Source organism: Acinetobacter sp. NIOH-H-8 (assembly GCF_046635365.1).
Taxonomy (GTDB): Bacteria; Pseudomonadota; Gammaproteobacteria; order Pseudomonadales; family Moraxellaceae; genus Acinetobacter.
In genome coordinates this window covers 69,414-88,158 of record NZ_JBHDVN010000005.1, presented here as the reverse complement: position 1 = coordinate 88,158, position 18,745 = coordinate 69,414, and the positions used below count along the sequence as shown (strand labels likewise).

General features: G+C 45.3%; 19 protein-coding genes. 15 read left to right on the top strand and 4 right to left on the bottom strand.

The features are described from left to right. Positions 1–30: 30 nt before the first annotated feature. Entirely contained in the window at positions 31–2,142 is a 2,112-nt protein-coding gene (paaZ, locus tag ACEWB7_RS04200) for a phenylacetic acid degradation bifunctional protein PaaZ (RefSeq protein ID WP_262738330.1), read from the bottom strand. Between the two features lie 262 nt (positions 2,143–2,404). Between paaZ and paaA the strand changes: the two genes are divergently transcribed. The 11 genes from paaA to ACEWB7_RS04145 all read left to right on the top strand — a co-directional run bounded on the left by paaA (position 2,405) and on the right by ACEWB7_RS04145 (position 12,518). Continuing rightward, complete coding sequence (gene paaA / locus ACEWB7_RS04195; RefSeq protein ID WP_262738329.1) at positions 2,405–3,349, top strand: 1,2-phenylacetyl-CoA epoxidase subunit PaaA; 945 nt, start codon at positions 2,405–2,407, stop codon at positions 3,347–3,349. 28 nt (positions 3,350–3,377) lie between these two features. After that, a complete protein-coding gene (gene paaB, locus ACEWB7_RS04190) occupies positions 3,378–3,665 on the top strand; it encodes a 1,2-phenylacetyl-CoA epoxidase subunit PaaB (RefSeq protein WP_004783374.1) in 288 nt (95 codons plus the stop codon). Between the two features lie 16 nt (positions 3,666–3,681). Further along, entirely contained in the window at positions 3,682–4,437 is a 756-nt protein-coding gene (gene paaC / locus ACEWB7_RS04185; RefSeq protein WP_262738328.1) for a 1,2-phenylacetyl-CoA epoxidase subunit PaaC, read from the top strand. A gap of 28 nt (positions 4,438–4,465) precedes the next feature. Next, complete coding sequence (paaD, locus tag ACEWB7_RS04180) at positions 4,466–4,966, top strand: 1,2-phenylacetyl-CoA epoxidase subunit PaaD (RefSeq protein ID WP_166136733.1); 501 nt, start codon at positions 4,466–4,468, stop codon at positions 4,964–4,966. Between the two features lie 65 nt (positions 4,967–5,031). Continuing rightward, positions 5,032–6,090: a 1,2-phenylacetyl-CoA epoxidase subunit PaaE gene (gene paaE, locus ACEWB7_RS04175; protein WP_262738326.1), complete on the top strand. Its 1,059-nt coding sequence runs from the start codon at positions 5,032–5,034 to the stop codon at positions 6,088–6,090. Positions 6,091–6,154: 64 nt separating this feature from the next. Next, positions 6,155–6,946 carry a 2-(1,2-epoxy-1,2-dihydrophenyl)acetyl-CoA isomerase PaaG gene (paaG, locus tag ACEWB7_RS04170; RefSeq protein WP_262738325.1) on the top strand — a complete coding sequence of 264 codons (792 nt, stop codon included), beginning with the start codon at positions 6,155–6,157 and terminating at the stop codon, positions 6,944–6,946. Between the two features lie 440 nt (positions 6,947–7,386). Continuing rightward, on the top strand, positions 7,387–8,598 hold the full coding sequence (gene pcaF, locus ACEWB7_RS04165; RefSeq protein ID WP_262738324.1) for a 3-oxoadipyl-CoA thiolase: 1,212 nt from the start codon (positions 7,387–7,389) through the stop codon (positions 8,596–8,598). A 58-nt stretch (positions 8,599–8,656) separates the two neighbouring features. Continuing rightward, positions 8,657–9,949 carry a phenylacetate--CoA ligase PaaK gene (gene paaK / locus ACEWB7_RS04160; RefSeq protein ID WP_262738323.1) on the top strand — a complete coding sequence of 431 codons (1,293 nt, stop codon included), beginning with the start codon at positions 8,657–8,659 and terminating at the stop codon, positions 9,947–9,949. Between the two features lie 60 nt (positions 9,950–10,009). Continuing rightward, complete coding sequence (gene paaX / locus ACEWB7_RS04155; RefSeq protein ID WP_262738322.1) at positions 10,010–10,951, top strand: phenylacetic acid degradation operon negative regulatory protein PaaX; 942 nt, start codon at positions 10,010–10,012, stop codon at positions 10,949–10,951. 41 nt (positions 10,952–10,992) lie between these two features. Continuing rightward, the gene (locus ACEWB7_RS04150) at positions 10,993–11,592 is read left to right on the top strand and encodes a gamma carbonic anhydrase family protein (RefSeq protein WP_262738320.1); all 600 of its coding nucleotides are present in this window, start codon (positions 10,993–10,995) and stop codon (positions 11,590–11,592) included. Between the two features lie 140 nt (positions 11,593–11,732). After that, positions 11,733–12,518: a class I SAM-dependent methyltransferase gene (locus ACEWB7_RS04145; RefSeq protein ID WP_262738319.1), complete on the top strand. Its 786-nt coding sequence runs from the start codon at positions 11,733–11,735 to the stop codon at positions 12,516–12,518. Positions 12,519–12,573: 55 nt separating this feature from the next. On the opposite strand, the gene ACEWB7_RS04140 is transcribed toward ACEWB7_RS04145, so the two are convergent. Continuing rightward, the gene (locus ACEWB7_RS04140) at positions 12,574–13,383 is read right to left on the bottom strand and encodes an inner membrane protein YpjD (RefSeq protein ID WP_004783358.1); all 810 of its coding nucleotides are present in this window, start codon (positions 13,381–13,383) and stop codon (positions 12,574–12,576) included. 138 nt (positions 13,384–13,521) lie between these two features. Between ACEWB7_RS04140 and ffh the strand changes: the two genes are divergently transcribed. The 3 genes from ffh to ACEWB7_RS04125 all read left to right on the top strand — a co-directional run bounded on the left by ffh (position 13,522) and on the right by ACEWB7_RS04125 (position 16,402). Continuing rightward, positions 13,522–14,928 carry a signal recognition particle protein gene (gene ffh, locus ACEWB7_RS04135; protein WP_262738318.1) on the top strand — a complete coding sequence of 469 codons (1,407 nt, stop codon included), beginning with the start codon at positions 13,522–13,524 and terminating at the stop codon, positions 14,926–14,928. Positions 14,929–15,087: 159 nt separating this feature from the next. Next, the gene (locus ACEWB7_RS04130; protein ID WP_180138571.1) at positions 15,088–15,663 is read left to right on the top strand and encodes an RBBP9/YdeN family alpha/beta hydrolase; all 576 of its coding nucleotides are present in this window, start codon (positions 15,088–15,090) and stop codon (positions 15,661–15,663) included. Positions 15,664–15,796: 133 nt separating this feature from the next. Then, the gene (locus ACEWB7_RS04125) at positions 15,797–16,402 is read left to right on the top strand and encodes an RBBP9/YdeN family alpha/beta hydrolase (RefSeq protein WP_004783353.1); all 606 of its coding nucleotides are present in this window, start codon (positions 15,797–15,799) and stop codon (positions 16,400–16,402) included. Here ACEWB7_RS04125 and ACEWB7_RS04120 read toward each other — a convergent pair. Together ACEWB7_RS04120 and ACEWB7_RS04115 are read right to left on the bottom strand one after the other, a co-directional pair. Then, positions 16,356–17,096, bottom strand: coding sequence for a type III pantothenate kinase (locus ACEWB7_RS04120; protein WP_262738317.1), 741 nt, complete (start codon positions 17,094–17,096; stop codon positions 16,356–16,358). The genes ACEWB7_RS04125 and ACEWB7_RS04120 overlap by 47 nt on opposite strands. Positions 17,097–17,110: 14 nt before the next feature. Next, positions 17,111–17,866 (bottom strand): biotin--[acetyl-CoA-carboxylase] ligase, encoded by a 756-nt coding sequence (locus ACEWB7_RS04115; protein ID WP_004783349.1) that lies wholly within the window; start codon positions 17,864–17,866, stop codon positions 17,111–17,113. A gap of 27 nt (positions 17,867–17,893) precedes the next feature. Between ACEWB7_RS04115 and ACEWB7_RS04110 the strand changes: the two genes are divergently transcribed. Further along, on the top strand, positions 17,894–18,697 hold the full coding sequence (locus ACEWB7_RS04110; RefSeq protein WP_262738316.1) for a sulfite exporter TauE/SafE family protein: 804 nt from the start codon (positions 17,894–17,896) through the stop codon (positions 18,695–18,697). The last annotated feature ends 48 nt before the right edge of the window (positions 18,698–18,745 follow it).

Sequence of the window (18,745 nt, the reverse complement as noted above, 5' to 3'; positions counted from 1 at the left end):
CTTCTTACTTTAAGTGTCTGAAAATATTTGTTAAGCAGCTTTTTCTACGAGAGTTAGGATGTCATAGGTCGCGACCAGTTCATTGCGCTGGTTTTTCACCTTGATGTCCCAGACCACGACACCATGCGGTCTCTGCTCATCACGCAGCGGTTTTGGGGTTTTCTGCTTGCAGGTCAGTTCTACCTGAATGGTATCACCAATTTTCACCGGTTCTACGAAGCGCAGGTTGTCCATGCCATAGTTGGCAATAACTGGACCTGGAGCAGCATCAACAAACAAGCCGGCAGCGGCAGAGACAATGAAGTAACCATGTGCGACGCGTTCACCGAACAAGGATTCCGCAGCCGCAATCTTATCCATATGTGCATAGAAGTAATCTCCACTTAAACCACCAAAGTTGACAATATCAGCTTCAGTAATGGTACGGCGTGCAGTCAGCAGGCGTTCACCGATCCGCAGTTCATCAAAGGATTTCTTGAATGGATGCACGCGGTCTTCAAATACCTCCGCACCCGCGGTCCAGCTATGACCGACCTGAGTCAGCACATTTGGTGAGCCTTGAATAGCAGTACGCTGCATATAGTGTTTCACTGCACGCAGACCACCGAGTTCCTCACCACCGCCAGCACGCCCCGGACCACCATGCACTAACAATGGCAGTGGTGAACCATGACCGGTACTTTCCTTAGCGCTTTCACGATCCAGAATATGCACACGACCATGCCAAGGCGCGATCTTGCTGAGTAGCTGTTCAATATTTTCATCATGGTTACGCACGATTGAAGCGACCAGACTGCCTTCACCACGAGCTACTAATGTTGCCAGTTGTGGTAGGTCACTATAGGGCATCAATGTAACCACTGGGCCAAAGGCTTCGATATTATGAATCTGTTGGGCCTGTACCGGATCTTTACATAACAATACTGTTGGTGGATAGAAAGCAGATTTTTCCGGATGTGCGACCTGGATGGCAAAGTCCTGGCGCAGGTGGCTACCTATGATGATTTCAGCTTCCTGTGCCAGCTGTTCTACCTTGACAGCAACATCATGCTTCTGTTTAACGCTGGCCAGAGCACCCATGGTTACGCCGTCCTGTGCAGGATCACCGATGACTACTTTCTGTAGTTTTTCAGTCAGGCGTTGCTGTACGGTATCGAGCAATGCTGCTGGCACAAAGGCACGACGAATTGCAGTACATTTTTGTCCGGCCTTGGTTGTCATTTCACGGAAGACTTCACGCTCAAACAGGTCAATGGTTTCATCGTTGGCTTGCTGGGTCAGGATGGCGCTGTTCACCGAATCGGCTTCCATGCTGAATGGAATGGAGTGGGCATTCAGGTGTGGATGCGCACGCAGTTTCTGGCCGGTAGCAGCCGAACCTGTGAAGGTTACCGTATCCTGTGCATTCAGGTGATCAAACAGGTCATAAGTCTGCCCGCAGATCAGCTGAAGGGTGCCTTCTGGCAGTAAATTGCTGGCTAAAATGTCTTTAACGACTGCATGTGTCAGTTCTGCACCTTCTGTTGCTGGCTTGACAATACAAGGTACGCCGGCTAGTAGAGTAGGTGCAATTTTTTCCAGCATGCCCCAGATCGGGAAGTTAAAGGCATTAATATGCACTGCTACACCAGCTTTTGGGCTCAGGATATGTTTGGCACCAAAGCTACCCTGTTTGGATAGTGGAATCCAGGCATCTTCAACCAGTGCCGTTTCATCGCTGAGTTCACGGCGAACCAGACTTGAATAGGCGAACAGGGTGCCGATCCCGCCTTCAATATCAATCCAGGCATCTTTACGGGTACAGCCGGTTGCGGCTGCCAGGCGGTAATAATCTTCCTTACGTTCCAGTAAATATTGTGCCACCTGTTTCAGAGCATTAGCACGCTGGTGGAAAGTCCAGTGGGCAATGGCTGCACCCTTCTGTTTGGCATATTGCACCACATTATGCATGTCGATACCGTGACTGCTGACCTGATAAATCGCTTCACCGCTAATAGCGTGATAAACCGTACGCAAGTCATTTTGTGCGCTATGTTCACCACCTAAAACCAGTGAACTCAATACTTTAACTTTAGCTGAGTAATTCGCCTGTGTGTCGTCCTGAAGATCCGTGCTCTGGGTAGTGCTGTCCAGTTCCAACATTGTATAACTCCATTTATGATACGTTGTTGAGTTTATTTTTGCTTTTGATGTTTCATAAATTGCAATCAAAAAGCTTAAATGTCAATCATAATCCGCAAACAAAAAAGTAACTTTCATGTAATTAAAAATTTAAAAATAATAAAAACAATAACTTAATAAAAAATGCTTTTGAAAAATATATGATACTTAAAAAATAGCATTGATTTTATATTTGTATCGTTTTAATTTAGTTGTATCAGCACTTGGGATAAGTGAGACAAACATGAATAAGCAACAACAAACATTCGATCAGAAGATAGAGCAGGACATTTCTATTGAAGCGAAGGACTGGATGCCGGATGCCTATAGAAAGACCCTGGTTCGCCAGATTGGTCAGCACGGACATTCAGAAGTGATTGGCATGCTGCCAGAAGGTAACTGGATTACCCGCGCACCGACTTTGAAACGTAAAGCGGTATTGCTGGCTAAAGTACAAGATGAAGCCGGGCATGGCCTGTACCTGTACAGTGCAGCAGAAACGCTTGGTGCAGACCGTGATGACATGATGGAAAAGCTGATTGCTGGCCGCATGAAATACTCATCCATTTTTAACTATCCAACTTTGACCTGGGCAGATGTAGCGGCGATTGGCTGGCTGGTGGATGGGGCGGCAATCATCAACCAGGTGGCGCTGTGTCGTACTTCTTATGGTCCTTATGCACGTGCCATGGTGCGTATCTGTAAAGAAGAAAGTTTCCATCAGCGTCAAGGTTTTGAAGCCATGATGCAACTGGCAGAAGGTACACCAGAACAGAAACAGATGGCACAGGATGCAGTGAATCGTTTCTGGTGGCCGGCATTAATGATGTTTGGTCCAAGTGATGACAATTCTCCAAACAGTGCGCAAAGCATGCAGTGGAAAATCAAATTATTCAGTAATGATGCATTGCGTCAGAAATTTGTCGATAACACTGTGCCGCAAGTATTGCAGCTTGGCCTAACTGTACCGGATCCAGACCTGAAGTTTAATGAAGAAACAGGCCACTATGAATTTGGCGAAGTGAACTGGGATGAGTTTTTCGATGTACTGGCAGGCAAAGGTCCATGCAACCACGAACGTATTGAAGCACGTCGCAAGGCTTGGGAAGACGGCAAATGGGTGCGTGAATCAGCAGCAGTTTATGCCAGCAAGCAACAGCAGCAGTCAGATCAACGAAAAATCGCTTAAGGCAACGGAATAGCACAAGGATATGCAAATGAACAAGAATAACTGGTCTTTATACGAAGTATTTATTCGCAGCAAACAGGGTCTGAGCCACCGTCATGTCGGCAGCCTGCGCGCCCCTGATGATGAAATTGCCCTGCAAAATGCCCGTGACGTCTATACCCGTCGCAATGAAGGTGTAAGTATCTGGGTCGTGAAATCTGAACTGATTACCTCATCTCAACCAGATGAAAAATCGGAGTTTTTTGATCCTTCATTGAACAAGGTCTACCGTCATCCGACCTTCTATCACATTCCAGATGGCATCGAACACATGTAAGGTGGAGGAAAGAGCAATGACGAATCAGGTATTGGCACAATTTTTACTGCATGTTGGCGACAGCCAACTCATCCTTTCACACCGTCTGGCAGAGTGGTGCGGTCACGCACCGGAGCTAGAGCTGGATATTGCATTGGCAAATATCGGTTTGGACTTACTGGGTCAGGCACGTACAGCACTGAGTCTCGCCGGTGAAATTGAAGGGCAAGGTCGTGATGAAGACAAACTGGCTTATTTTCGTACCGAGCGTGAATACCGCAATTTGCTGTTGAGTGAACAGCCAAATGGTGACTTTGGTCAAACCATTGTGCGTCAATGGTTGATGGATCATTACCATGCTTTGCTGTTTGCGGCACTCAGCAATAGCAAGAATGAAGACATTTCTTCATTCGCCATCAAGTCGCTGAAAGAGGTGAAATACCATTTGCGTTTTTCAACCTCATGGATGGAACGTCTGAGCTTAGGTACTGCAGAAGCACATGAAAAGATCCAGAATGGTCTGAACCAGCTATGGCGCTTTACTGAAGAGCTGTTCAGCCTGACTGCAGATGAACGTCAGCTGGTTGATGCTCACCTGATTCCGGATCTGGAACTGCTGAAACCGAAATGGTTGGAAACTATATCTGCTGAGTTGCAACGTTTTGAACTGAGCTTGCCAGAAAGTGGTGCTTACCGTAGTGGCGCCAAGCAGGGACTACATACCGAACATCTGGGTTATGTACTGGCGGAACTGCAATATATGCAGCGCAGCTATCCAGGCATGAACTGGTAAATCCAGCACATCACAGGGAGTGAGTGGCATGAACTTGATTAGACATGTAGAAGATCAATGCTGGGAGGTCCTGGCACAGGTTTCCGATCCGGAAATTCCAGTCCTGTCAGTCCTTGACCTGGGCATGATTCGTGGAGTGGAGATCAACCCACAGGATGAAATCGTGGTTCGATTGACCCCCACTTATAGTGGCTGTCCGGCAACCGATCTGCTCAAGGCGGAAATCATCCAGGCATTTGCAGCACATGAGCTGACGCCGGTCAAAGTCGTGGTCGATCTGTCAGAAGCATGGACCACTGACTGGATGAGTGAAGAAGGCAAACAGAAACTGCAGCAATATGGTATTGCCCCACCCAAAGGTGGTTCAAACAGCTGCGGTACCCATGTCGCACTCAGTGATGGTATCCAGTGTCCACATTGTCAGAGCCATCACACTCGACTACTCAGTGAATTCAGTTCAACCGCTTGCAAGGCGCTGTACAAATGTCAGGAATGCTTGGAGCCGTTTGACTATTTTAAATGTATTTAAGGGCTTAAGCGCACAAGCCATAACAATAAAGCGTGAGATTGCCACAGCTTAAGAAGGATTTTGAAATGAGCCAGTTTATTCCGTTAACCATTAAATCGATTCAGCCTCAGACTGAACAGGCAATTTGCATTGCTTTTGAACTGAGTCCGGAACATGCCGAAAATTTTCAGTATCAGCCGGGCCAACACCTGACCATCCGTTATCTTACAGAACAGGAAGAATTGCGCCGTTGCTATTCGATCTGTAGCGATAGTGATGAAGACATGAGTATTGCGATCAAGAAAATTGATCAAGGCCAGTTCTCAACCTGGGCCAATGAAAACCTGAAAGTGGGCGATGTACTGGAAGTAATGCCACCACAAGGTGTGTTTTTTCAGAAAGCGGCCAAGGTTGGTGGCAAACATTATCTGGGCTTTGCTGCAGGTAGTGGTATTACGCCAATCCTCTCTATTGTCAAAGCAGTGTTGAACCGTCAACAAGATGCCACTTTTACCTTAGTTTATGGCAACCGTTCCTGGAAACAAACCATGTTCTCTGAACAGATTATGGATCTGAAAGACCGTTTTAAAGAGCGTTTGCAACTGATCAATATTTTCTCGCGTGAACTGAATGACAGCGAGATTTTCAATGGTCGTATTGATGCAGAAAAACTGCAGCAGCTGTTTCAGGCAGGCCTGATTCCAGCAGAAACCGATCACTGCTTTGCCTGTGGTCCTGAAGAAATGATGAATGCGGTCGAAACCGTATTGCCAACCCTCGGGATTGAACGCAGCAAAATTCACACCGAACGCTTTAATACCGGGACTGCACCAAAAGCCTCTACACAGCAGATCGAAAGCCGTACTGAGGAAAAGGTCAACATCGTTCTGGATGGTCGTGAGCTGATCATTGAAGTATCCAAGCAGGATGACAGTATTCTGGATGCTGCTTTACGTGCTGGAGCAGATCTACCTTATGCCTGCAAGGGCGGGGTATGCGCAACCTGTAAATGTAAGGTGCTGCAAGGTGAAGTGGAAATGGCGATCAACTATAGCTTGGAAGAAGAAGAAATCCAGAAAGGTTATGTGCTGAGCTGTCAGGCGCGTCCAATCACTCAAAATGTTCGTCTCAGTTTCGACGAGTAAAGATTTTAAATTAAGCATCATGCAGATAAATGCATGAACGAAATAGAAACTTAAAAGGTGTGTAATGGATTACCAAACAATTATTGTCGAAGAAAAAAATGCTGTGGGCTACCTGACTTTTAATCGTCCAAAACAGCTCAACAGTTTTAATGAAACCATGCATCAGGAAGTTTCTTCTGTCGTAAAACACTGGGCGCAAGATTCAGCAATTCGCGCTGTAGTGATTTCTGCAGAAGGACGTGGTTTCTGTGCTGGTCAGGACCTGAACGATCGTGTGGTTGATCCAAATGCTGATGCGCCAGATCTGGGGCTATCGATTGAAAAATACTACAATCCGCTGATTAAACTGATTACTGAAATGCCAAAACCGGTGATCTGTGCCGTGAATGGTGTAGCAGCGGGTGCAGGTGCCAATATTGCATTGGCTTGTGACATCGTGGTAGCTGCCAAATCTGCTTCATTTATTCAGGCTTTCTGCCGTCTCGGTCTGGTGCCAGATTCAGGGGGGACCTGGTTCCTGCCACGCCTGGTTGGCCGTGCCCAAGCGATGGGTCTGGCGATGCTGGGTGACAAAATCTCGGCTGAACGTGCACTACAACTCGGCATGATCTGGCAGGTAGTTGAAGATGATCAGTTAAAAGCAGAAGCTGAAAAAATGGCTGAACATCTGGCGACTCAGCCGACTTATGGTCTATCCCTGATCAAAAAAGCGATTCATGCCGCCGCAGACAATAATCTGGATGAGCAACTGATTCTGGAGCGCGATCTGCAACGTCTGGCGGGTCGTTCTAGCGATTATCGTGAGGGCGTTCAGGCCTTTATGCAAAAACGAACACCACAATATAAGGGCTGCTAAATCTGCCAGAGATGGATTTGACTCGGCTCAAAGTTGTGACGATCTTTCCCGACAGTTATCGCTTAGCAATTTGGTCGAGTTGAACTATTCCTGACGGGTATGAATATGATACCTATTTGGTCTGATGGTTAGTTAGGTTTTATGTTATATGTAGTAATACCCTGATAGTAAATGAAATCTGAAAAATATAGATTTATGCACTATTTTCTACTCAAGATATTGATTTATTAATTATTTTTATTTTATTTATTCAGATAAATGATTTGGGTGAGTAAATAGAATTTAATATGACACAAATTTACAAATATTAAAAAATATGTATCGTATTTTTGGTGAAGAGCGATACAACCTGGTATATATTGAACTAAGCAGACAGCGCTGGGACAGGCGCAACAAGGATCGCCAACAGACTAAGGATGGGGAGCTAAGGAACAAGAACGATGGAACATGTTTATATTTTTGACGGTATTCGTACCCCAATTGGTCGTTATGCAGGTGATTTGAGTAGTATTCGTGCCGATGACCTTGCTGCTTTACCGATCCAGTATTTAAAACAGCAGCATCCTAATCTGCCGTGGGCAGAAGTTGATGAGGTAATTTTAGGCTGTGCCAATCAGGCCGGTGAAGATAATCGTAATGTCGCGCGTATGGCAATACTTTTAGCGGGCCTGCCGGAAAGCGTACCTGCCATTACTGTAAATCGTCTCTGTGCCTCTGGTCTGGATGCAGTCGGCTTGGCAGCACGTGCAATTAAATCGGGTGAAGCACAGTTTGTAGTGGCCGGTGGGGTAGAATCCATGAGCCGTGCGCCATTTGTACAATCCAAGCCAACCACAGCATTTAGCCGTACTCCGGAAATTTATGACACCACCATTGGCTGGCGTTTTATCAATCCACAATTCAAGGCAGGTTTCGGCGTAGATAGCATGCCGGAAACGGCAGAAAACGTAGCTGAAAAATATCAGATTAATCGTGAAGATCAGGATCTGTTTGCTTATCGCAGCCAGCAAAAAACTACACAGGCACAGCAGAATGGTATTTTTCAGGCAGAAATTCTGCCAGTAGAAATCAAAGGTGCTAAAGGTGCTACTCAGGTGATTGCTGAAGATGAGCATCCACGTGCCGATACTACTTTAGAAAAATTGGCTTCTTTAAAAGCACCATTTCGCAAGGAAGGTGGTTCGGTAACTGCGGGTAATGCGTCTGGTGTCAATGACGGTGCAGCCTGTGTGCTGCTTGGTAATAAATATTTCGCAGAACAATATGGGCTGAAACCGCTAGCACGGGTGGTAGGAATCGCCAGTGCAGGAGTAGAACCACGTTATATGGGTATCGGTCCAGTGCCCGCAGTGCAGAAAGTATTAAAACAGACAAACTTAAGTCTAGAACAGATGGATGTGATCGAACTAAATGAAGCCTTTGCCGCACAGGCGCTTGCAGTGCTACGTGAGCTGGGCCTTCAGGATGATGATTCGCGAGTCAATCCAAACGGTGGTGCTATTGCCCTTGGCCATCCACTCGGAATGAGCGGTACACGACTGGTCATTACCGCCATGAAAGAATTACAACGTAAGCAAGGAAAATATGCCCTTTGTACCATGTGTGTCGGTGTTGGACAGGGTGTCGCACTGATTCTGGAAAATGTGTCTTAAGAACTGAATCAAAAGAGAAATCATCAGCAGTCAGGATGACTGCAGCAGGAGCAAGAATATGAATAACAATGCAATGGAACAGATTGAAACCGCTTCAGTAGATGAATTACGTGGCCTGCAATTGGAACGTATGAAAAAAACACTACAGCATGCTTATCAGAACAGTACGGTTTACAAGAAAAAGTTTGATGAAGCCGGTGTCCATCCAGATGACTTAAAATCACTAAAAGATCTGGCAAAATTCCCGTTCACCACCAAGCAGGATCTGCGCGAAAACTATCCATTCGGTATGTTCGCTGTGCCTCAAGAGAAGATTGTCCGTGTACATGCTTCTTCAGGGACCACAGGTCAGCCGACTGTAGTCGGTTATACCCAGAATGACATTAACACTTGGTCAGATGTGGTGGCACGCTCGTTACGTGCAGCAGGACTCAGTAGTAAAGATACGATTCAGGTGTCTTATGGCTATGGACTATTTACTGGCGGTCTAGGGGCACATTATGGGGTAGAACGTCTGGGCGCCACCGTAATTCCAATGTCAGGTGGCCAAACTGACAAGCAGGCCCAGCTGATTCATGATTTCAAGCCAACAGCTTTAATGGTCACACCATCTTACTGTCTAAATATTATTGAGTGTCTGGAGAAAAAATTCGGAACTGCTAAAGATTGTTCAATCAAGACCGGGATCTTTGGTGCAGAGCCATGGACCAATGAAATGCGCCGTGAAATCGAAGAACGTCTGGGTATTGATGCGCTGGATATTTACGGCCTGTCTGAAGTCATGGGACCGGGTGTGGCGATGGAATGTCTAGAATCCAAAGATGGTCCAACGATTTGGGAAGACCACTTCTATCCTGAAATTATCCATCCGGAAACTGGTGAAGTATTACCTGATGGTGAATTAGGTGAACTGGTATTTACCACTATTACCAAAGAAGGTATGCCGGTGATTCGTTACCGTACCCGTGATCTGACACGCTTATTGCCAGGTACAGCACGTACCATGCGTCGTATGGACAAGATTGTCGGTCGCAGTGATGACATGATGATTATTCGTGGTGTGAATGTGTTCCCATCACAAATTGAAGAGCAAATCCTGCATATTCCGCAGCTTATTCCAAATTATCAGATTCAGATTTGTAAACAGGGTCACCTGGATACATTGCATATTCGTACCGAAATGCGTAAAGATAATGCTATAAATATGACACACCAATTGGCAAATCAGCTGAAAGTACAAATCAAGACCATGGTCGGGATTAGTGTCAGTGTGGAAGTTTTACCGGAAGGTAGCTTGCCACGTTCTGAAGGTAAGGCTCAGCGGGTGTTTGATATCCGAAAGTCCGCTTAAATACGTCTGGATGACAGGCTCAGGTCTGTCATCCGGCTTTAACAAGGTAAATTGAACGTAATGAATCCGAAATTAAAACAAGTAATTGATGATTTCATTCAGAATGAGACCCTTAGTGGAACCTCATTGGTAATGACGATTTTTGGTGACAGTATTTATCACCGCGGGGGAGTCATTAGTCTTGCCAGCCTGATTCAGCTGATGGATGTATTCGGCTTCAATGAGCGTTCTGTGCGTACCGCCGTATTCCGTCTGGTACAAAATGGCTGGCTGAGTTCTGAAAAAATTGGCCGCACCAGTTATTACCGGATTACCGAAAGCAGCCGTCAGCGTTTTATTACCGCAGACCAGAAAATTTACAGCTTCCAGCATAATGAATGGGATCAGAAATGGGATCTGGTTCTGCTCAGCTCAGTTGAGCTGGAAAATAAACAGACACTGAAAAAAGAACTGGAATGGTTAGGCTTTGCCAATATCGCGACCAATGTCATGGCCTATCCGGGTTGTGATCAGCAGAAACTGCAAAACCTTCTGCTCAATAATAAAATGACCGATCAAGTCGTAGTGTTTCGTGCTGAAACTTTACAGCTTTGGCAGGAATCTTATCCAACCATTAAACGCATGGTTGAAACCAATTGGCCAATTCCTGAACTGCATCAGCGTTATGAAAAATTTATTAGTGATTTCCGCGAGTTTTTCTATCTGGTGGAAAATGAAGAGGAACTGAATCCAGTACAAGCCTTTCAGATTCGTATTCTGCTGATCCATCAATACCGCCGTATTTTACTGAAAGACCCGAATCTGCCATTTGAACTGTTGCCAACAGACTGGTTGTCACTGATTGCGCGTAACTTAAGTACCAATCTATATCAGGCAGTATTTGCAGCAGGAGATGAGTTTTTTCTGGAGACTGCCCGGACAGCGGAAGGCCTTATGCCACCTGCACATCCACAATTTTATAAACGTTTTGGTGGCTTAAAGCAGCCGGAATTGACCTTTTAATATTAAAAAAATCATGAATGTAATAGCTCAAGGAGGAGTCTATGCCATGTTATGCGATTGATGGGGTAATTCCTGTCGTCAGCCCTGAAGCTTATGTCCATCCTACGGCTGTGCTGATCGGTGATGTGATCATTGAAGCCGGAGTTTATATTGGTCCATTTGCTTCGCTGCGTGCCGATTTTGGCCGGATTCATATCCAGAAAAATGCCAATGTCCAAGACTCCTGTACCATCCATGGATTTCCGGACAGTGTGACCTTAGTGGAAGAATATGGCCATGTTGGTCATGGTGCCATTCTGCATAGCTGCGTGGTACGAAAAAATGCCCTGATCGGTATGAATAGTGTGATTCTGGATGAAGCCGAAATCGGGGAGAATGTGATTGTTGGGGCCAACAGTACAGTCAAGGCTAAATTCAAAGTGCCAGCAAATAATCTGGTACTTGGCAGTCCGGCGAAAGTAGTTCGTCCTTTAGAAGAAAAAGAAATTGCCTGGAAAAGCCATGGCACCGAGCAATATATCCAGCTCACTGCACGTTGCTTGAATACCCTGCAGGAAGTAGAAGCTTTAACCGAAGATTCCGCAGAGCGACGTAGTTATCAGAACTTTAAAGCTGATTATCAAATCAAGAAAAATAGTTAAACTAGCTGATTTTTAAAAATTTTAGGTAATTAAAATACGCTAATTTTTTAGTTTTAAAATTATTGGAAATGAAACCAAATTACTATTGTCGCCTTTCCGGATCAAGCTAAGCTGTTAGAAAGCAGGTCAGGAAAGTGCAGATGAAAAGTCGGGAATTTAAAGACCATTTCTCCCAGCAGTCTCAAGATTATGCCTTGTTTCGCCCGCATTATCCGGACACTTTGGGGAAGATACTGGCAAAGCTAAAGCTATCACCGAGTACCAAATTGGCTCTAGACGTCGGCTGTGGCTCAGGACAGTTTTCAGAGGTTTTGGCGCATTATTTTGATCAGATCATTGCCATTGATGCGAGTAGCGAACAAATCGCACAGGCCAAACCTCATCCGAAAATTCAATATCATCAGGCCTTAGCCGAAGAAATCCTATGTATTGACCAGAGTGTAGATCTGATTTCAGTCGCGCAGGCTGCCCATTGGCTGGATCTGGACAAGTTCTATGCGGAAGTTCGCCGTATTGCAAAATCCAATGCCATTCTGGCTCTTATTAGTTATGGGGTATTCAGCATTGATGAAGAACATCTGAATCATTATTTCAGACATTTTTATGAAGTGACGATCGCACCCTATTGGGCACCTGAACGTCGCCATGTCGATGAAGGATACAAAAATCTGCCATTTCCATTTCAGGAAATTTCTGTACAGCCGCCGGTATTACAAGTCGAGTGGAACTTTTACCAACTGATAGGCTATATGAGTACCTGGTCAGCCGTAAAAGCAGCCACCCAGGCACTCGGACATAATCCGCTGAATGTACTGGCAGATGCCTTATTGCCAGAATGGGAAGATCCAGAATTGCCCCGGGTGGTGAGTTGGCCGCTATCGCTACGAGTGGGAAGGATAAATCCAGATAAAGGAATGGATAATTAAATAAAAAGCCCAGTCTTAGCTGGGCTTTTATAATACCGATCGAAGATCAATCAGCTTATTTGTTTAACAGCATTTCTAGCACAAATTTGGAACCGATAAAACCGAGCGCCAGCAGGCCAAACCCAAGCAGGGTAAAACGAACTGCTTTCTGACCACGCCAGCCAAATTTCCAGTGTCCAATCAATAATGCGCCATAAACCAGCCAGGACACAATACTAAAGGCAGTCTTATGGGCCAGATGCTGGGCGAAGAAATTATCAATGGTAAAGAAGCCAAAACCCAATGCCAGTGTCAGTAAAATGAAACCGGTCATCAGCATATCGAACAACAAAGATTCCATATCCTGATAGGAGGGCAACAGATTCACCCAAACCCGACGTTTCTGTTTTTTCTTCAGTTCACGATCCTGAAACCGCAAAATGACGGCCTGAATCGTCGCCATCAATAACACAGCATAAGCGGATAGGGACAAGATAATATGAATATCCAGGCCTAGAGAATTCTGTGCAATGACTTTCGCTGGCTGGGTGAAACTGAAACCGAGAATTAGGCCGGTTGCAGCGACGGGGATACCAATCAGGTTTAGCGCAATAATCGGCCGATAGGTACTGTAAATGATACTTAGCAGCAGCATTAGCCCTGACGTAAAGGAAAGTAAGGCAAATACATCATAATTCATCCCCATCGGGGTATACATGTCACCTGATAAAACCAAAGCATGCAGTACCAGTCCAACTAAAGCTGTTAAGCCGACAAACCATTGATTTGGAGTACGTTTAGTCATTAAATGAATGAACAGATACCAAAAAGAGGAGGTATAAGCGATTAATGCTAAGATCGTGTAAACCAAGGGTAGGCTAAGCATGTCAAACCTTTTTAAGGGTGATGAATATTCATTTATATAAATTCAGTGCGAACTACAGTATCCTATAGCATTCTATGCATAAATTTTCTATTTTAAGAAACAATTTTTTGCTACTAGCTATTTTAAGCGGATTTTGCAATGTTTGATACCTTAACAGAACGACTCACGCAGAGTTTAAGAAATGTTACTGGCTCAGGGCAGCTAACCGAAGACAATATTAAAGATACGTTACGTGAAGTACGTATGGCACTTCTTGAAGCCGACGTTGCGTTACCTGTAACTCGTGAATTTATCGCGAAAGTTAAGGAAGAAGCATTAGGCCAGGAAGTGATGACTCAGTTATCACCAGGGCAAGCCTTCGTCAAAATCGTCTATGACGAATTGACCAAAATGATGGGCGAGGCCAATGAAAGCCTTGACCTTGCAGCGAAACCACCGGTGGTGGTACTGCTTGCTGGTTTGCAGGGTGCGGGTAAAACCACGACTGCAGCCAAACTTGCACGCTTCCTGCAAGAACGTCAAAAGAAAAAAGTAGCCATGGTGTCTGCCGACATTTATCGTCCGGCTGCGATCAAGCAGCTACAGACGGTGGCTGGCGAAGTTGGCGCGATTTTCCTTGAATCGAGTGCTACTGAAAAACCAATCAGTATCGTTAATCGTGCAATTGAACAGGCAAAAATCCAGTTTGCCGATGTACTGATTGTCGATACCGCAGGTCGTCTGCATATCGATGACGATATGATGGAAGAGATTAAAGAGCTGCATGCAGCGATTAATCCGACTGAAACCCTGTTCGTGGTCGATGCCATGACCGGTCAGGATGCGGCAAATACGGCCAAAGCATTTAACGATGCGCTTCCTTTGACAGGTGTGATCCTGACTAAAACTGATGGTGATGCGCGCGGTGGTGCAGCACTGTCTGTTCGTGCGATTACTGGCAAGCCAATCAAGTTCCTCGGTATGGGCGAAAAACTGGATGCGCTTGAGCCATTCCATCCGGAACGTGTGGCACAGCGTATTCTGGGCATGGGTGACGTGCTTTCTTTGGTCGAAGAAGTTGAACGCAAAATCGACAAAGAAAAAGCCGAGAAAATGGCGAAGAAATTGCAGAAAGGCGGTAGCTTCAACTTTGAAGATATGCTGATGCAATTCGAGCAGATGAACAAGATGGGCGGCATGATGGGCTTCCTGGACAAACTTCCAGGCATGAGCAATTCTGGTATTCAAGATGCGATTGCGCAGGCGAATCCTGAAAAGCAAGTGAAGAAAATGGAAGCGATTATCCAGTCGATGACCATCAAGGAACGTCGTAACCCTGACCTGATGAATCCAAGCCGTAAAAAGCGTATTGCAGCAGGTTGTGGTATGGAAGTATCAGAAGTCAACAAGCTGATCAAACAGCATGCGCAAATGGCGAAGATGATGAAGAAATTTGCCAATCCGTCGGGTATGGCAAAAATGATGAAATCACTGAGCGGTCTGCAAAAACAGTTTGGCGGTGGCGGTGGTATGGGTCCACTGTTCGGCGGCAACGACAAAAAATAACTGTTTTAAATAAAAAAGGCGCGTACAGCGCCTTTTTTATTGTCTGTATTTTCTTTTATATCCAGTTTAAACAAAACAACATTTGCTTACCCAAATTTCTAGAAAAATCAGGCAGACTCGAAAACATTCGAAATAAAATAATATAGAAGGATGTATCTAATGACTCAAGTGATTGTGGTGCATGGCTATACCGCAAGTCCTGAAGAAAACTGGTTTCCATGGATTCAGGAAAAAGCCCAGCAGGAACATGTCAGCTTGAAAGTACTCAGACTTGACCCGTCAACTACGCCAAAACTGGAGGTCTGGGAACAGCAAATGCGTGAACAGATTGACGGGATTGACGAAAACAGTATTTTTATTGCGCATAGTCTGGGATGTCTGGCTGCATTACATTATTTAAGTCGCGAATTAAAAAATCAGAGAATCAAACAACTGGTATTAGTGGCCGGTTTCAATGGCCGACTGGGACGTCTGGAAGAAGTTAATCCGTTCATTGACGCTGCTGAAGTAGATTTTGATTTACTAAAACGTCAGATTGATGAACGTGTAGTGATTTATTCGGAAGGTGATGATCGGGTTCAGCCTGACTTCAGTCTGGAGCAAGCGGAAAGTCTGGATGCAATCGTAGTCTGTGCCGAACATCAAGGACATTTTATTAATTCGCAAGGTTGTACTGAACTGCCGGAAGTCTGGCGAGTGATTCAGCCTTATCTGATTCAATCTTCCAGTGAATAGGGAGGATGATGAACAGATCGGTTCAATGATGACAGGATGAAATTAAATAAGGAATATTGAATTTCATCCGCTAATAATTAAAAACTTAACTTTTGTCGGAGCATTTTGCTCTCAATATAATAAGTACAATGCTATGAAAAATATAACGAAGAAAGTCTATATCGTGCCTGACTATCAGGCAACCTCAAATGACCATTGGTATCCATGGTTAAGCCGGCAGATCAAAGACGCGGGGTTCGAGGCCAAACGGATCATGCTGGCCAATCCTTTTCAACCCGATCTGGAAGAATGGCAGCACAACCTGAAACTACAGATTCCGTACCTGGATGAGCATAGTTTCATTGTTGCGCATGGCTTGGGTGGCTTAAGTGCTCTAAAGTTTCTCGAAGAACACTATAACCGTACACAATTGAAAATTGGCGGGCTCATGTTAGTCGCAGCTTTTGATACACCACTGGTGGCCTGGTCGGAACTAAACAAAATGGTGCAGGCAGTAAAGTTAGATCTGAACAATTTATCACATGGCGCCAAACGTTTTGTAATGCTGCTTTCTAGCAATGATCCTTATGTGCCTGCACCGATTTCGTTGCGTTTGGGCCATAGCCTGAATGCACAGATTTTTGAAATCAAAAATGCAGGGCATTTTAACAAGCTGGATGGCTATGCAGATTTTTCAAAGTTACTTGAGCTGCTTAAACTGTGTCTGGCAAATGATCTGCAAAATGCTGCAGGCCTTTAAGCAATAAATCGGGTTCAATAATAGGCTGAAACCGTTCGAGATGCTGGGCAAAGAGCGCAGCATCTCCACCAGTTAGGATCAGCTGTGCCGGAAAATCTTGCAGTACTTTTTCAATGGTGCTGAGCAGACCGAATAAAATGCCATGGTGTACAGCATCAATGGTATTACGTCCAGGACTGAGTTCCTCGAAAGCCGCATCCGGGATTTTAATGCCTTTGGTATTCTGGATCAGGGAATCGCGCTGTAAATACAGATTCGGCAGGATATAACCGCCGAGATGTTTTTGACCTTGGGCAAGATCAATGGTCAGGGCAGTCCCACAGCTAATCACACAGTAATTTTGCTGAGTTGACTTGGCAACGGCCAGCACTTGCAACCAGCGATCGATCCCAAGCTGGGAAGGATCGTCATAGCCACAGATCAAACCGGCATAGCGTGCCTGTACCTTGGCAAAAACTACAGGAATGTTCAGGCAGGTCAGAATCGATTGAATTCGGGTATTATTTGCTTTGTCCAGCACGGAAGAAATCCCGACCTGATGCAAGCCCAAACTCTTAAAGTGCTGAATCAAGCCAAGAAGTAAGTCGGCAGGGGATTGCAAATGCATTTCCGCGGCATGTTCAATGATCTGGTTCTGCTCCGTAATCCAGTACTTGAGCCGTGTATTGCCGATATCCAACCATAGTTTTTTCATTGAATGATGCCTGTTCAGCCACCGTTTTTAAGACGGAGTTGCCCCTGATAAAATGTCTGCGTACCTGCATTCGTTTCGATAATCACCGCACCATCGTCTTGAATGCCGAGGAAAGTTCCGGAATATTGGCCTTGAATATCGGTAAATTCAACTGTTTGCTGGAAAAATGCAGCATATTGGTTAAACCGTGCCGGCAGATTCTGACTGCCATAATTAAACCATTCCCCCGCTTGCTGAATAGCCAGATACAACTCGGCAATCAGATCTACACGTGAAGTATGTGGTAGTCCCAATTCAGTCAGAGAGGTGACCTGCTGGTCTGGAATGCTTTCCATGAGTGGGCTGATATTGATCCCGACACCAACCACCACCTGTTGAGTCGAAATCGGTTCAATCAGAATGCCACCCCATTTCCCCTGCAGGCTGTACAGGTCATTGGGCCATTTCACCTGCAAGTCCAGTCCTTTTAGACTTGGCATTTGCAGGATATTTAATGCAATTTCCAGTGCCAGGCGACCATCGATTACTTTTTGTGTATGCAGCAATGTGCTTAAATAGATGTTCCCCTCAGGAGAAATCCACTGACGTTGACGCTGTCCACGTCCCTGGGTTTGCACGCGGCTACACACTAGTACCTGTTGTACCCCTTTGGTTGCCAGTTCCCGGACATCGTCATTGGTCGATGTGGTGATCGGCTTGATCAGCAATACTTCAGGGAGTTGGCCTGCTTGACTTAAACGTTGCTGCAGTTCGCGAGTTTCTACATCCATTTGAATCTAAACGTGGTAAATGTCGTTATGGAGTTAATCATATATTTATTGATTGGTGCAATTGCAGGATTTGCCGCAGGCCTGTTTGGCGTTGGTGGTGGTCTGATTATCGTGCCAATTCTGTACATTGTTTTTACCCAGCTCCAGTACGATCCAAGCGTGATTATGCATATGGCAGTCGGAACTTCTCTGGCTACGATTATTGTGACCTCAATCAGTTCGGTGATGGCACATCATCAAAGAGGGGCAGTGTTATGGGATGTAGTGCGTAATCTGGCACCCGGTCTGGTTATTGGCTCATTCTTAGGAGCTGGTATTGCAGATTATTTATCGGGTCAAGGTCTGCAATTGCTGATTGGCTTCTTTGCAGTCTGGATTGCGTTCAGAATGTTTAGAGGCGCGCATTATCAGGTTGATCCGAATCAGAAATTGCCTTCCGCAGCATTACAGTTGGTAGCAGGCGGCGGCATTGGTGTGGCATCAGCCATCTTTGGAATTGGTGGTGGCAGTTTGACTGTGCCTTTCCTGAATCGTTGTGGTGTCGTCATCCAGAAAGCAGTAGCCACTTCTGCTGCCTGCGGTTTGCCGATCGCAGTGGCTGGTGCCTTAGGTTTCATCTGGTTTGGTCAGAAAGCTGAAGTCGAAGTACCAAATACGATTGGTTATATTCATATTTATGCGTTTATTGGTATTAGTGTGATGAGTTTTATCACTGCAAAATTTGGTGCAAAAGTGGCGCATTTATTATCACCAGTTCTATTAAAAAAATGTTTTGCGGCCTTATTGACTACAGTTGGTCTGTATTTTATCTATCAAGGCTTTACTGCCTGAACTACTCATTTTTTATCAGCTAAATTTTTTGAGGAGAATAGGTCACTA

Coding starts and splice junctions, on each gene's coding strand:
- ACEWB7_RS04125 (WP_004783353.1), top strand. CDS start 15,797: ATGAAAAATATAACGAAGAAAGTCTATATCGTGCCTGACTATCAGGCA.
- ACEWB7_RS04110 (WP_262738316.1), top strand. CDS start 17,894: ATGGAGTTAATCATATATTTATTGATTGGTGCAATTGCAGGATTTGCC.
- paaD (WP_166136733.1), top strand. CDS start 4,466: ATGAACTTGATTAGACATGTAGAAGATCAATGCTGGGAGGTCCTGGCA.
- ACEWB7_RS04145 (WP_262738319.1), top strand. CDS start 11,733: ATGAAAAGTCGGGAATTTAAAGACCATTTCTCCCAGCAGTCTCAAGAT.
- ACEWB7_RS04150 (WP_262738320.1), top strand. CDS start 10,993: ATGCCATGTTATGCGATTGATGGGGTAATTCCTGTCGTCAGCCCTGAA.
- ACEWB7_RS04115 (WP_004783349.1), bottom strand. CDS start 17,866: ATGGATGTAGAAACTCGCGAACTGCAGCAACGTTTAAGTCAAGCAGGC.
- ACEWB7_RS04130 (WP_180138571.1), top strand. CDS start 15,088: ATGACTCAAGTGATTGTGGTGCATGGCTATACCGCAAGTCCTGAAGAA.
- paaB (WP_004783374.1), top strand. CDS start 3,378: ATGAACAAGAATAACTGGTCTTTATACGAAGTATTTATTCGCAGCAAA.
- ffh (WP_262738318.1), top strand. CDS start 13,522: ATGTTTGATACCTTAACAGAACGACTCACGCAGAGTTTAAGAAATGTT.
- paaG (WP_262738325.1), top strand. CDS start 6,155: ATGGATTACCAAACAATTATTGTCGAAGAAAAAAATGCTGTGGGCTAC.
- pcaF (WP_262738324.1), top strand. CDS start 7,387: ATGGAACATGTTTATATTTTTGACGGTATTCGTACCCCAATTGGTCGT.
- ACEWB7_RS04120 (WP_262738317.1), bottom strand. CDS start 17,096: ATGAAAAAACTATGGTTGGATATCGGCAATACACGGCTCAAGTACTGG.
- paaX (WP_262738322.1), top strand. CDS start 10,010: ATGAATCCGAAATTAAAACAAGTAATTGATGATTTCATTCAGAATGAG.
- ACEWB7_RS04140 (WP_004783358.1), bottom strand. CDS start 13,383: ATGCTTAGCCTACCCTTGGTTTACACGATCTTAGCATTAATCGCTTAT.
- paaC (WP_262738328.1), top strand. CDS start 3,682: ATGACGAATCAGGTATTGGCACAATTTTTACTGCATGTTGGCGACAGC.
- paaK (WP_262738323.1), top strand. CDS start 8,657: ATGAATAACAATGCAATGGAACAGATTGAAACCGCTTCAGTAGATGAA.
- paaZ (WP_262738330.1), bottom strand. CDS start 2,142: ATGTTGGAACTGGACAGCACTACCCAGAGCACGGATCTTCAGGACGAC.
- paaA (WP_262738329.1), top strand. CDS start 2,405: ATGAATAAGCAACAACAAACATTCGATCAGAAGATAGAGCAGGACATT.
- paaE (WP_262738326.1), top strand. CDS start 5,032: ATGAGCCAGTTTATTCCGTTAACCATTAAATCGATTCAGCCTCAGACT.